This window comes from Flammeovirga sp. SJP92 (assembly GCF_001583495.1).
Classification (GTDB): Bacteria; Bacteroidota; Bacteroidia; order Cytophagales; family Flammeovirgaceae; genus Flammeovirga.
This window is the reverse complement of the sequence record NZ_LQAQ01000093.1, coordinates 545,852-558,682: the sequence shown is the minus strand read 5'-3', so window position 1 is coordinate 558,682 and position 12,831 is coordinate 545,852. Positions and strand designations below refer to the sequence as shown.

Below are 12,831 nucleotides of genomic sequence, written 5' to 3'. Positions count from 1 at the left end.
AGCGTTTACACCCAATTAAAATAAATACAATAAACAACACCAATCGGTAAACCGATGAAAAACAGAACTATCAATAAAGTGGCGGTTCTGGGTTCCGGCGTAATGGGATCTAGAATTGCATGTCACTTTGCCAATATTGGCGTAGAGGTATTGTTGTTAGACATAGTGCCTCGTGAATTATCAGAGAAAGAAGCAGCACAGGGATTAACCCTTGAAACCAAATCAGTTCGAAACAGAATTGTCAACGATGCTCTAAAGACTGCTCTAAAATCTAAGCCTGCACCTATTTTCAAAAAAGGAATTGAGCGCTTAGTTTCTACAGGAAACTTTACAGACGATATGCCTAAAATTGCGTCATGTGATTGGGTGATTGAGGTCGTGGTAGAGAACCTTGAAATTAAGAAAAAAGTATTTGAGCAAGTAGAGCAACACCGTAAGCCGGGTACATTAATAACATCGAATACGTCTGGTATTCCGATTAAGTTTATGTGCGATGGCAGAAGTGAGGATTTTGTGAAAAACTTCTGTGGTACGCACTTCTTCAACCCTCCACGTTATTTACGATTACTGGAAATTATTCCAGGACCAAGCACTGATCAAGATGTTGTAGATTTCTTGATGCATTATGGTGATGTACACCTAGGAAAAGAAACGGTATTGTGTAAAGACACACCTGCATTTATTGCCAACCGTATTGGTGTTTATGCAATCATGTCAGGTATGCATACAATCCAGGAAATGGGATTGTCTGTAGGTGAAGTAGATAAATTGACGGGTCCTTTAATTGGTAGAGCAAAGTCTGCAACATTCCGTACGAGTGATGTGGTTGGTTTGGATACTATGGTGAAAGTATCGAACAACTTGCATGCAGGTTTGCCTGAAGATGAATCAAAAGAACGTTTTGTTTTACCAAAAATCGTAAGCGAGTTAAATGACCGTAAGTGGTTTGGTGATAAAACAAAACAAGGTTACTATAAAAAGACAAAAGACGAGAATGGCAAAAAAGTTATTCTTGAATTGAATCTTGAAACATTTGAATACCAGCCAAAAACTAGAGCGAAATTCAAAGCATTAGAGGCGGTAAAAGACATTGACAATTTAAGAGAGCGTCTTCCAATCTTACTAGGTTTTGAAGATAAAGCAGGGGATTTCTATCGTAAGACTTTCTATGACGTATTCCGCTACTGCTCGAATCGTATTCCAGAAATTGCAGACGAATTATTCAGAATTGATGAAGCAGTTTCAGCTGGTTTCGCTTGGGAACTAGGTCCATTTGAGACTTGGGATATTCTTGGAGTGAAAGAAACAGTGGAGAAAATGGAAGCTGCAGGTGAAAAGCCAGCGGCTTGGGTTTATGAAATGTTGGAAGCAGGTCATACTTCATTCTATAAAAATGAAGACCGTCAGCGTTTCTATTATGACATTCCTTCCAAATCATACAAAGTTGTTCCAGGTACAGAGTCATTAGTAATGTTAGAAACATTGCGTGGTGAAAATGTAGTATGGAGCAATGCAGGAGCAACATTATTTGATATTGGAGATGGCGTATTGAACCTTGAGTTCCATACCAAAATGAATGCCTTAGGTGCTGAAAACCTTGAAGGTGTAAATACAGCGATTTCAATTGCGGAAGAAAAAGGCTGGAAAGGTCTTGTAATCGGTAATGAATCAGCCAACTTCTCAGCAGGTGCCAACTTAGCCATGCTGTTTATGTTTGCATGTGATCAGGAATATGATGAAATCAATTTGATGATTGCTCAGTTCCAGAAAACAATGATGAGAGCTCGTTACTCTTCAGTGCCTGTTGTGGCGGCAACTTCTGGTCTAGCACTAGGTGGTGGTTGTGAGCTGTCAATGCACTGTGATGCTATTCAAGCACATGCTGAAACCTATATGGGATTAGTAGAAGTAGGCGTTGGTTTGATTCCTGCTGGTGGAGGTACCAAAGAAATGGCACTTCGAGTATCAGATTCATTAAAAGAAGGTGATCCGGAGTACAACCGTCTGCAAGATGCGTTTATGAGCATCGCTACTGCAAAAGTGGCAACATCAGCAGAGGAAATGAGAAATATGGGCTTCATGAATGCTCAATCTAGAGTAACACTTAACCGTAAGCGTGTGATTGCAGATGCCAAAACACGTGTATTGGAATTGTCAGCTTTAGGTTATGCACAAGCCAATCCTAGAAGAGACATTAAAGTACAAGGCCGTGGCGGTATGGCATTGTTTGAAGCAGGTGTAGCAGGAATGCAATATGCACATTGGGCTTCAGACCACGATGCTAAGATTGCTCGTAAATTAAATTATGTGATCAATGGTGGAGATCTTTCAGCTCCAACTTTAGTTTCTGAGCAATATTTATTGGACTTAGAGCGTGAAGCGTTCTTGAGTTTATCAGGCGAGAAGAAAACATTGGAGCGTATCCAAAGTATTCTATTCAAAGGGAAACCTTTAAGAAACTAATTTTACTAATCACCATTAAACAACTGATCATTAATAATTAAAACAATGGAAGCTTACATAGTAGCAGGATATAGAACAGCGATTGGCAAGGCGAAAAAAGGTGGATTTCGATTCACACGCCCTGACGATTTAGCAGCAGATGTGATCCAACATCTCGTTCAGAGCGTACCGGCTTTGGACCCCACTCGAATTGATGACCTCATCGTAGGTTGTGCAATTCCTGAAGCAGAACAAGGTATGCAAATGGCAAGAATGATTTCATTGCTTGCTTTTGCTCCAGATAACTTAAAAGTACCAGGTGTAACAGTGAATAGATACTGTGGTTCTGGTGTGGAAACGATTTCAATGGCAACGGCCAAGATCCGTGCAGGAATGGCGGATTGTATTATTGCAGGTGGTACAGAATCTATGTCTATGGTACCAATGATGGGCTATAAGACAGGATTGAACTACAAAATAGCGACAGAAACTCCTCAATATTATTTAAACATGGGTCTTACGGCTGAAGAAGTAGCCAAAGACTATGGTATTGACCGTGATGAAGCGGATGAGTTTGCAGTAAAATCGCATGAAAAAGCATTGGCTGCGATTGCTGAAGGAAAATTCAAAGATGAGATTGTTCCAATTACTGTGAAAGAAACGTACTTGGAAGGCGATCGTAAAAAGACAAGAGAGTTTGTAGTAGATACGGATGAAGGACCACGTAAATCTGATGCTTCAGGTTTAGGTCGCTTAAAGCCTGCCTTCAAACAAGGAGGACAAGTAACAGCCGGTAACTCTTCTCAAACTTCAGACGGCGCCGCATTCGTGATGGTAATGTCTGAACGTATGGTAAAGGAATTGAAATTAGAGCCAATCGCAAGAATGGTATCTTATGCATCGGCAGGGGTAGACCCAAGAATCATGGGTATTGGTCCTGTAGAGGCAATTCCAAGAGCAGTAGCTCAAGCAGGTTTGAAATTGTCAGACATTGAGCAAGTAGAATTGAATGAAGCTTTTGCAGCACAGTCATTAGCGGTATTGAAAAATATTGATATTGATCCGGGTATTGTGAATGTAAACGGTGGAGCGATTGCATTAGGTCACCCACTAGGATGTACAGGAGCAAAACTTTCAGTACAGCTTTTCAATGAAATGAGAAGACGTAATCAGAAATACGGTATGGTAACAGCCTGTGTCGGTGGCGGACAAGGTGTTGCTGGTATTTATGAATTATTGAAATAAAGAATTAGATATACTCTAAGTTATAATTTGTTATTGTTAAGGCGGCTCTTCGGGGTCGCTTTTTCTATTTCTACTATTTTGTAGCCTCAATGCCTCCCACAATTTTTAGGTATCGAGTGTCAACAACAATAGGATAACTGTCAAATCTCAAGTTTTAATTGATTTGTACTACGAAAACACAATCCTAATTCGAAAATACTTTTAAATTGCGTTTTGCTCCTTAAATTTGTTGTATGAACTTGATGAAATTAATCAAAAGAGGGTTATGGTCTTTAATACCCCTATCAATTTTTTTAGCAACCCCATCTTGTAGAGATTGTGATGCATATTCCAATCCATCATCTTATGCAGTTGGAGCTTTTTATGATAAAAATGATTACTCAAAAGTACTTACACAAGATTTTGAGTTTGTAAATGGAATAGATGGTCCAGAAATAACAAAAATGGCAAACGGAAAATATTTATTGCCATTAAAAGTTACTTCTAGGGAAACGGGTTTTTCATTTGTTATGCCTGGTATGGCAGATACAACTTACATTAGTTATTTCACTTCTGTTGAGGTAAATGGTCCTGACTGTGGTGCTTATGAACAAATTACAGGTTTAAAAGTTTCTCCCACCGAAGGAGGTACAGGTCAGGATTTCTATAGAGGAGAGTTTGGAGCTTTGTTTGATTCGGTAATTGTAGCATGGCCAACAGTTTCAGCTGATACTATTTCAGAAAATATTCGATTTATAGTTGATGTGTGTGACGCTGAAGAAAAATCTCCAAGTAGAAATCTGATTGTAACCTATTTTGATATTGAAACAGGAAATCCAAGAGAAGAACTTTTTTCTGAAATTTTTATAAAAGGAAGAGAAAATGATGATCCTATTTATGATGGATCAGATCGATTCAGTACCATTTATTTACCTCTGGATGGAGATGAAACCACAACATTTGTTTTTAGACAGAAAATTAATGGAATGAATGTGGATCAGGAAATGAAGGTGGTCTTTAATAATACGACAACAATCAGTGATGACGAAACAGGGTGTATATTTTTTAATGGAACAGGAGATGTTCTTTTAGAAAGTGGTGGTGTAACAGGTAAAGAATTTGAGTTTCCTGATGGCCCACACTTTAAGAAAATGCAAATAGATAGAACTACTGTAAATACTAATCCAAGCTTTCCGAATGTTAAGTTATTTATCTAAAATATTTACAATTGCCCTATTTCTTTTAGGAGGAATCTCGACAGCTTATGCTCAAAATGAATCAGGGGAGCTCAATTCAGACTCCACTGAAATAGCACAGGATTCAACAGAAATTGAAGAAGAACCTTGGCCTTTGAATAAAAAAGGAGAACCAAAAGGCTCTGAGTTTTTTGTATTGTCAGGTATGCGTTTAGGAACAGATTTACGCCCGCTTTTTCAATCTATGTCTGAGCCTAATATGAATGCTTATACTTTTTATGCAGACATTATGATCAGAAATGCATTCTTTCTGACAGGGGAATACGGCATGATGGACCGAACAAGAGAAAATCCTGATGCGGACTTTTTTAGATATAGAAGTAACGGTTCATTTTACCGTTTTGGAATAGAATACAATGTGATGAAAAGAGCATCTGTAGCCAATGCACTTTCTTTTGGTTTCAAGTATGCGAATTCTACATTTGATCAATCTGCAGATTATTATAGCTCAGGTAATGGGTATTGGGAAGAAGGAGCCACTTTGAAGCATCTTACAGAGAAGAATGTCAATGTGGATTGGTATGAAATTACGGTAAGTTTAAAACTAGCAATCGTACAAAACTTGACGCTTGACTTTGGTTTTGCTTACACTATTAAAAAAGATTTTCCACCTACAGCAATTACTAAAAGTGATATTCCAGGGTGGTATTTCAATAAGGATGACCGATCAAGGTTGAATTTTCAATATAGATTGCTTTATAGAATTCCTTTCTGGCCGATTTACACAGAACCAAGACAAAAGAAAAAACAATAATTCAACTCGTGTAAAATATCGCTCGATTTTGATTATATTAAAGTAGCAAACCCTATTAGTAAAAATTTAGCTCTCTAATAACTCTTATCTTATTATTTCTATTTATGAAACACATATTTATCACACTCATCTTACTTATGAGTGTTCAATCTATTTATGCACAAGATGAAATAAAGGGAGATCCAGATCCAAGAGATATGGACTTTAACCACAACGAATCTAAGGGACAATGGTATACTTCTATTACCGTCCAATTATCCTCAAGTAATGCTGAAAATGAAGACCAATTTATTAGGCAATTGCACAAACAAGATAATGGTGAATTTGAAGTAGGTGTTCAAGGTGGATATTTTATCAAAGATTTCTTTATGGTAGGTATGGAATTTTCTTATTCAAGTCAAAATAAGAATGAAATCTATACCGCTAACAGTATTAGAACCCATCTGAAGTCAATTTCACATGGTTACTTCTTTGCTCCGTTTATCAGGAATTATATTCCTTTATCAAGTTCAAGACGTTTCAGTATTTTCAATCAAACAGCTTTGCAGGTGGGAACATCGAGAAGTTTAAAACAAACAGAATCTGGAGATGAGTTGAATAAAACGATCACTGACAAAGTTTTGTTAGGTATTGGGATACAACCGGGACTTGCGGCGTTCATTGCGGATGGTTTTGCTTTTGAAGCTTCAGTAGGCCTATTAGGCTTGGATATGGAGCATAGAAAAGCTGTAACAAATTATACAGAAGAATCGAAAAGAACTGATTTTGACTTGAATTTTAGAATAAACTTATTACAAATCAAATTGGCTGTAGCCTACTATTTCTAAATATTGAATGATGAAAATATTACGATTTACAATTATATGTACCTTAGCATTTTCTCTTTCTGCATGTATTGACTGGGATCATTTTGGGCTTTCTCCCAAAGCTGAGATAATAGACTTTCAACTTGAAGGTCAGTCAGGTATTTCAGAAATAGATTCTTTAAATAGGTTGATAAAAGTTCCTTTGGACAGTTCTGTTGATAGAACAAGTATTGCCCCTTCATTAATTAAGGTATCAAGTTTAGCTTCTGTCGAGCCAGGGGAAGGAGAAAAACAGAGTTTTTTAGATACTGTTGAATATGTTGTAACTGCAGAAGATGGAACGACTGTAAGCTGGGATATTATTATTAAAGAAGCAGAAAATCAAATTCCATTTGGTGATTTTACAACTTGGTTTGAACAAGGAAGTGGAACGAGAAGTTATTTTCTTCCAGGTAATAGTTTAGATACTTCTCCATGGAGGTCTGGAGACAAAGGTGCAGCAGATGTTACTATTCCTACATATCCGAGAACACTTGTTCCAATGCCTTCATTAGAAAATGCAGAATATGCACAATTAGAAACAAAATCTTCAATTGGTGTTCTTGCGGCAGGTTCTTTATTTGTCGGTGATATTCAGGGAAGTGGATTAACGGATGTACAAATTGACTTTGGTTTTCCTTTTACAAGTAGACCTTCAAGTTTTAGTTTATCCTTTCAATACGAGCCTAAAGAATATTCTAAAGATGGAACAACAGTAACGGATAAGAGTGATATTTATGTTTTGCTCCAAGTTAGAGAAGGTGATAATAGATACAGATTGGGAACTGGTTGGGTACCAAGAAGTGATGAAACTGTAACAGACTGGTCCGAGATTACTGTGCCGATAGTGTTAGGGCAGAGTAATGATTTTGCAGATTATATGCAACCATCACCAGATAAAGAAGAGTTGCCAGAAGTAGGTTACTATTCAGATGTAAATGCACGTCCTACTCATATTATTGTAGTATTTTCATCAAGTGCCGAAGGTGCTGATCTAAAAAGTGGAGCGGTTGGGAGTATCTTAAGAATCAGAGATTTTAAGTTAAACTATTAATAATTCATATATAAAAAGAGGGAAGAAGTAGAGTGTTTTGTATATAAATACTCTATTTCTTCCCTTTTTTCGATCCTTTAACCAGGCTATTATTCTTTAGGTTCCAGTCGGATATTATACTTCATAGAAGTTACGGTTCTATATTTAGAAAGATCAGGAATTTGATAGTTTTTCTCTAGGAAGCCATTTTCTTCTACAAAGAAATAATACTTTTTATCCTTATCGATTTCCATTGTATAGTTTCCTTCTGTGTCAGACTTCACATAAATGTTTTCATTTTCATTAGGAGAGATGAACACAAGCTCTATATTTTTTAGGAGTTCTCCTGTTGTTTTATTGGTCACTTGACCATAGAGTTTTACTTTTTGAGCAAGAGGTTCAATGATCAATGTCTTTTCTAAAGTCTCTTTTCCAATCACTCCAACAGTTGAAATTTTAGTAGGTTTCATACGTTTGTAACCAAAAGCAGACGGGAAAATTTCATAATTTGACTCATTTGAAATATCAAAATCATAATTACCATTTTCATCAGTTCTCTTAGTAATCAAGGCATTCGTTTCAAGATTTTTTAAACTGACTAAAATTCTTGGTAAAGCCATTTTAGTGTCTTTAGAAACTACTTGTCCTATCAATTTCATTGCTTCAACCGTAAATAAGTTTTCATGCTCATCTGTCAGCATTCTCGAAAGGTTAATTTCATTGACATTCAATTGGTAAATATCATTTCCACCTTTTCCTCCAAGACGATTGGAGGTGAAATAACCTGTTCTTTTGACTGAATTTAATATCAAACCATAGTCATCATAAGTTGAATTTATAGGAGCTCCTAAATTGGCCACTGCTACTATTCTTCCTTTTTTTACATAAGCCTCATAAAGGTCAAGGCCTCCCATGCCACCATGTCCGTCAGATGCGAAATATAAAGTGCCATCAGGATGAATAAAAGGAGAAACTTCATCGCCAGGTGTATTGACAATATCTCCTAAGTTGATTGGATAAGTCCATTGCCCATTGTATTTATAACTGACATAAATATCTGTGCCTCCATAACCGCCTTCCATGTCTGATACAAAATAAAGTGTATTTCCATCTTTAGAAAATGATGGCTCAGAAATGGAGTATTGTTCATTATTGAATGGTAATTCCTTGATATTGGACCATTTATTTTCTCCTAATACATCAATTAAATATAACTTATGTTGAGCCACTTCAAGGTGAGGGACATCTGCTGCGTATAACGTTGCGATCATGTGATGATCATCAATTTGAAAGGCCGAATGATGATGAAAATGATGGAATGCACTACTATCAATAGCAATAGGTCGAGTCTGCTCATTTCTGTAAAGATCATGCAAAGGAGCAAAGTAGAAGTTATAGTATGATTTTCTGTAGTGTTTATTAAAATGCTTTCTGTCGTTTCGGTCTGTTGTATAAATTAATCCATCTTGATAGAAATATGGAGATCTTTCAGATCCGGCAGTATTGATTGCCAAATTCTGAATAGTATATCTGTTTTGGTATTTCAAAAATGGAGAAGTTTCACGAGTATTACTTTCGATTTTGTCTGCATGCAATGTAGGTTTATAAAACTCATTATTTTTATGCAACCATGATAGGGCCTTAGGTGCTTTATTTCTAGATAGAATATACCTTACACGAACAGAGAAAGTGGAAAAACCATCATTTTTATTATTACTGCCTCTTTTATCTCCAGGTCCAAACTTTTCAGAAGGTACCTGTCTTGGTTTACCCGTCAAAACGGCTACACTTTCTTGAGAGCGGTCGGCCATGGATGCCGCAAGTCTATTTTCTCCAAAATGAGTGTCTCCAACATAATGCAGGCTGACATCATCAAGGTAATCTGTAAACGTAAATTTACTCATCCACTCAATACCAAGATCTATTCGGTCAGTTACTTTTACATTGAAGCCAATACCTAGTGGGATTGCTAAACCTGCTTTGTTGTATTTTGGTTTATAGATATTTCCTCCTTGGCCCTCAGTTCCCAAAGGAGCTAGATCAACCCAAGTATTACCAAATGCATTGGTCGTTTTTCCTTGTGGATTATGAAGAAATGCAGTTAGACCCGTTACAACATACGGTGTAATTCGTTTTCGTTCTGTATAATGTCCGAAGTGTGGTACCAATTCAATTTGAGCAAGAGCAGAAATCTGATAAATATCGTTTCGGAAGTGGAGATTTCTGTTGTATTCAAAAGACCCAACCTCAGCAGTTTGAGCATCATCTCCATGAATTCTTGACCAGCCAATTTCTCCTCTGAAAACAAATCGGTGAGAGAATCGTTTCTCATATGCACCACTTATATAAGCACCAGAAAGACTTGGGTCTAAGGCAAAAGGTGAGGCACTTTTAGTAAGGTCACCAAAATAATTGCTGACACCTGCATGAAATGACAAGGCCCAATGTTTGTCAGTGGAAGGAGCGAGTCCGTTATGGTGTTGGGCTTGGCATAGTATGTTTAGTTGAAAAAAACACAGAAAGTATAAAAAAATGCCAATCCCACACTGTTTTGTTTTGGGGTACATAGTTTCTTTTTATGATAGTAAGTAAGAAATTAAAAATGAAGTCTAGATTTTATTCAATAGAAAGAAGGATAAAAAGACAATTATTGCATCAGATCTGAAGTGAATTTATTAACGCCAGACAAACTAGTATCCAGTGCTTTTTTCATCATATAGTCTGCAACCTTTTGTCCTTCAATTCCTTTATACTTTTTTGGAATAAGAGGAGCAAAGATCTGATTCAATACTTTTCCTAAATCTTCTCCAACTCTTGTTTCTGATCTTTCTCCCAATAACAACGAAGGTTGAAAGATATTTAGTGTAGGAAAGTTCATGTTTGCTAATTCATTTTCAACTTTTCCTTTTACTTTATTGTAATAAAATGGAGAGGAAGCATTTGCACCCATTGAAGAAACAATTTGGAAGGTTTTTGCTCCATTCTGAAACGCTAACTTTCCAAAGTTGATACAATAAGTAAAATCAACCTTAAAAAAAGCATCTTTAGAGCCTGCTTTTCTCATGGTCGTTCCCAAACAACAGAAAGCATCGTCTATTGTCGTTTCAAGTTGTACATTTTCAATGTTTTCAAAGTCTACAATAATTTCTTTTACTTTTGAAAATTTACGCTTTAAAGGTTTTCTGGTCAATGCAAAAATTTGATCGTAATCGCTGTTATTACTTAATTTTTCAAGTAAATGTTGACCAATAAGACCAGTACTTCCAACAACTAATGCTACTCTATTCATTTTACTTCGTTTTATCCCATCAAAAATAATAAAGACTTTGAAATAAATGTTTAAATATAGCAAATATGTAGTTATGAATCAGAATGCAATGATTACATTTGTCGTTAAATTTAAACGAGAATAATAAAATAGCTCTTAGAGCCTTATGAAAATATACAAAAGACTATTAACATTTTCAGGAAATCTTGGGTCATTTATATTGCCCTATTTTTTTGTGACAATTTTGATGAGTGTATTCAGTTTACTCAACTTTACATTCATGATTCCATTATTAGACATCTTGTTTAATAGTGAAAAGTCATTTGTTGTTCCCGAAACATTATTGAAACTTGATAATTTTCAGTTTAATGGTGAATTTATAAAGGAATATGCTTATCAAGAGTTTGGTTTGTTGATGTTAGAAAAAGGGAAATTAAGTGCATTAATGTTGATTTGTACTTTTACCTTTTTAGCCTCTCTTTTAACCAATGTATTTAGATATATAGAAAGGAGACTAGCAGAAAATTATAGAAGAAATACAGTAGCACTTTTGAGAACTAATATTTTTGAAAGAGTATTGACCCTTGATATTGGATATTTAACCAACTCTAAGAAGAGTGACATCATGGCTCGTTCTACAACTGATGTCAACGAGATGGAGAATGCGTTTGCCGCTTTGACTACTTTTATCAAAGACCCAATCATGCTTGTGATCTTCTTCTCAACATTGGTTTACTTGTCTCCAACAATGACCATGTTTGTTTTTATGATTTTACCTGTTTCAGGTATATCAATTGGTCTAATCGCAAAAAAATTAAAGCAAGTATCACATAACTTACAAGATATTTCAGCCAACCTTTTAGGGGTTTTGGATGAAACGATTGTAGGTATGAGAGTCGTAAAGGGTTTCAATGCTGATAACTATGTAAAATCTTCTTTTGAAAGAAGTAATAAAGGATATGTAAAGGAATTCAGAGAGTTTGCCTCTAAGAGAGAATTAGCTTCACCACTGTCAGAAGTGATGGGTGTTTTCTTTGTAGGTGTATTACTTTACTTAGGTGGTACAATTGTACTTTCAGAAGAACCTTCATTGACAGCCTCTGAATTTATGGCTTACCTAGTACTTTTTACTCAAGTATTGAATCCAGTGAAAGCAATATCAGGTAATATCAGTAATATCCAAAGAGGTCTTGCTGCAACAGAACGTATTTTTGAATTATTGGATACAAAACCTAAAATCAAGGATAAAGATGGAGCAAAAGATTTAGCTGATTTTAAAGAAGGGGTTCAGTTTAAAAACGTCACTTTTGGCTACGAGGAAAAGGATGTTTTGAAAGGAATCAATTTCGAGTTGAAAAAAGGACAGATGCTAGCATTAGTAGGTCCTTCAGGCGGTGGTAAATCTACGTTAGCCGATTTGATTCCTAGATTTTATGATCCTCGAAAAGGAAGTGTAGAAATTGATGGAAACGATATCAGAGATTATAAATTAAATTCTCTTCGATCACATATGGGTATTGTAACCCAAGAATCGATTTTATTTAATGATACAATCTTCAATAATATAGCATTTGGCACAGATGCAACTTTGGAACAGGTTAAGGAAGCTGCTAAAATTGCCAATGCACACGAATTTATTGTCAAGACTGATAAAGGATATGATTCGATCATTGGTGATAGAGGTTCAAAATTATCGGGAGGTCAACGTCAGCGTTTAAGTATAGCAAGGGCAATCTTGAAAAACCCTGATATATTGATCTTGGATGAGGCGACTTCAGCCCTAGATACTGAATCAGAGAAATTAGTGCAGAATGCTATTCAGCACCTAATGAAAGGAAGAACAGTATTAGTGATTGCCCACAGATTATCTACAATCCAAGAAGCAGATAATATTCTTGTCATCAAGGAAGGAGAAATTGTAGAGGAAGGCAACCATCAAAGTTTGATGAATATTGAAGACGGAGTTTATAAGAAACTTCAAGAGTTACAGGAGTATTCTAAATAATATT

Annotated in this window: 9 protein-coding genes; 7 read left to right on the top strand and 2 right to left on the bottom strand. The window is 36.0% G+C overall.

Annotation, left to right across the window (positions count from 1 at the left end; all coding sequences use genetic code 11):
• The first annotated feature begins 54 nt into the window (after positions 1–54).
• The 6 genes from AVL50_RS22985 (at position 55) to AVL50_RS22960 (ending at position 7,575) form a co-directional block, all read left to right on the top strand.
• Positions 55–2,463, top strand: coding sequence for a 3-hydroxyacyl-CoA dehydrogenase/enoyl-CoA hydratase family protein (locus tag AVL50_RS22985; RefSeq protein WP_062618832.1), 2,409 nt, complete (start codon positions 55–57; stop codon positions 2,461–2,463).
• A gap of 45 nt (positions 2,464–2,508) precedes the next feature.
• Positions 2,509–3,687 carry an acetyl-CoA C-acyltransferase gene (locus AVL50_RS22980; protein ID WP_062618830.1) on the top strand — a complete coding sequence of 393 codons (1,179 nt, stop codon included), beginning with the start codon at positions 2,509–2,511 and terminating at the stop codon, positions 3,685–3,687.
• Between the two features lie 242 nt (positions 3,688–3,929).
• Positions 3,930–4,883, top strand: a complete 954-nt coding sequence (locus AVL50_RS22975) for a hypothetical protein (protein WP_157491497.1) — start codon at positions 3,930–3,932, stop codon at positions 4,881–4,883.
• Entirely contained in the window at positions 4,864–5,676 is an 813-nt protein-coding gene (locus AVL50_RS22970) for a DUF6048 family protein (RefSeq protein WP_062618826.1), read from the top strand. The genes AVL50_RS22975 and AVL50_RS22970 overlap by 20 nt, the downstream gene beginning before the upstream one ends.
• A 137-nt stretch (positions 5,677–5,813) precedes the next feature.
• Positions 5,814–6,503 carry an outer membrane beta-barrel protein gene (locus AVL50_RS22965; RefSeq protein WP_062618824.1) on the top strand — a complete coding sequence of 230 codons (690 nt, stop codon included), beginning with the start codon at positions 5,814–5,816 and terminating at the stop codon, positions 6,501–6,503.
• Between the two features lie 7 nt (positions 6,504–6,510).
• Positions 6,511–7,575, top strand: coding sequence for a PCMD domain-containing protein (locus AVL50_RS22960; RefSeq protein WP_062618821.1), 1,065 nt, complete (start codon positions 6,511–6,513; stop codon positions 7,573–7,575).
• An 89-nt stretch (positions 7,576–7,664) separates the two neighbouring features.
• Here AVL50_RS22960 and AVL50_RS22955 read toward each other — a convergent pair whose 3' ends face one another.
• Together AVL50_RS22955 and AVL50_RS22950 are read right to left on the bottom strand one after the other, a co-directional pair.
• Complete coding sequence (locus tag AVL50_RS22955; RefSeq protein WP_172826905.1) at positions 7,665–9,992, bottom strand: DUF6089 family protein; 2,328 nt, start codon at positions 9,990–9,992, stop codon at positions 7,665–7,667.
• 209 nt (positions 9,993–10,201) lie between these two features.
• Positions 10,202–10,843, bottom strand: a complete 642-nt coding sequence (locus AVL50_RS22950; protein ID WP_062618816.1) for an NAD(P)H-binding protein — start codon at positions 10,841–10,843, stop codon at positions 10,202–10,204.
• A 145-nt stretch (positions 10,844–10,988) separates the two neighbouring features.
• Here AVL50_RS22950 and AVL50_RS22945 point away from each other — a divergent pair, with 145 nt between their 5' ends.
• Positions 10,989–12,827 carry an ABC transporter ATP-binding protein gene (locus AVL50_RS22945; RefSeq protein ID WP_062618814.1) on the top strand — a complete coding sequence of 613 codons (1,839 nt, stop codon included), beginning with the start codon at positions 10,989–10,991 and terminating at the stop codon, positions 12,825–12,827.
• Positions 12,828–12,831: the final 4 nt, after the last annotated feature.

What these genes read in the sequence shown, in the direction of transcription:
- AVL50_RS22985 (WP_062618832.1), top strand. Translation starts at nt 55, where the DNA reads ATGAAAAACAGAACTATCAATAAAGTGGCGGTTCTGGGTTCCGGCGTA.
- AVL50_RS22950 (WP_062618816.1), bottom strand. Translation starts at nt 10,843, where the DNA reads ATGAATAGAGTAGCATTAGTTGTTGGAAGTACTGGTCTTATTGGTCAA.
- AVL50_RS22960 (WP_062618821.1), top strand. Translation starts at nt 6,511, where the DNA reads ATGATGAAAATATTACGATTTACAATTATATGTACCTTAGCATTTTCT.
- AVL50_RS22970 (WP_062618826.1), top strand. Translation starts at nt 4,864, where the DNA reads ATGTTAAGTTATTTATCTAAAATATTTACAATTGCCCTATTTCTTTTA.
- AVL50_RS22965 (WP_062618824.1), top strand. Translation starts at nt 5,814, where the DNA reads ATGAGTGTTCAATCTATTTATGCACAAGATGAAATAAAGGGAGATCCA.
- AVL50_RS22945 (WP_062618814.1), top strand. Translation starts at nt 10,989, where the DNA reads ATGAAAATATACAAAAGACTATTAACATTTTCAGGAAATCTTGGGTCA.
- AVL50_RS22975 (WP_157491497.1), top strand. Translation starts at nt 3,930, where the DNA reads ATGAAATTAATCAAAAGAGGGTTATGGTCTTTAATACCCCTATCAATT.
- AVL50_RS22980 (WP_062618830.1), top strand. Translation starts at nt 2,509, where the DNA reads ATGGAAGCTTACATAGTAGCAGGATATAGAACAGCGATTGGCAAGGCG.